Genomic DNA, 262 nt, shown 5'->3' on the forward strand with positions numbered 1-262 from the left:
CGCGGCCCTCCCAGGGTCGCGCATCGACGGGAGCCCCGAGGAGGCCGCGGATGAGTGAGGTCAGCGTCCGCGACGCGCGTGACGTGGTGGTGCGGTACCCGGGCACCCCGCCCGTGATCGCGGTGAACGGCGCCTCGCTGAGTGTCGCGGCGGGAGAGACGGTCGCCCTCGTGGGCGAGTCCGGCAGTGGCAAGGCGAGCCTGGCCCGCGCCGTCGTGGGCACCGAGAAGGCCGCCGCCGGGACGGTGTCGTTCCGCGGCGC

Annotated in this window: 1 protein-coding gene; it reads left to right on the plus strand. The window is 76.3% G+C overall.

Features of this window, described 5'->3' with window-relative positions; all coding sequences use genetic code 11:
• Window positions 1-50: 50 nt before the first annotated feature.
• Window positions 51-262 (plus strand): ATP-binding cassette domain-containing protein (locus KVS71_RS17685; RefSeq protein ID WP_217585185.1); only part of this gene is annotated, 212 nt, incomplete at its 3' end.

Origin of the sequence: Microbacterium sp. GbtcB4, from assembly GCF_019091465.1 — a bacterium.
Lineage (GTDB): Bacteria > Actinomycetota > Actinomycetes > Actinomycetales > Microbacteriaceae > Microbacterium > Microbacterium paraoxydans.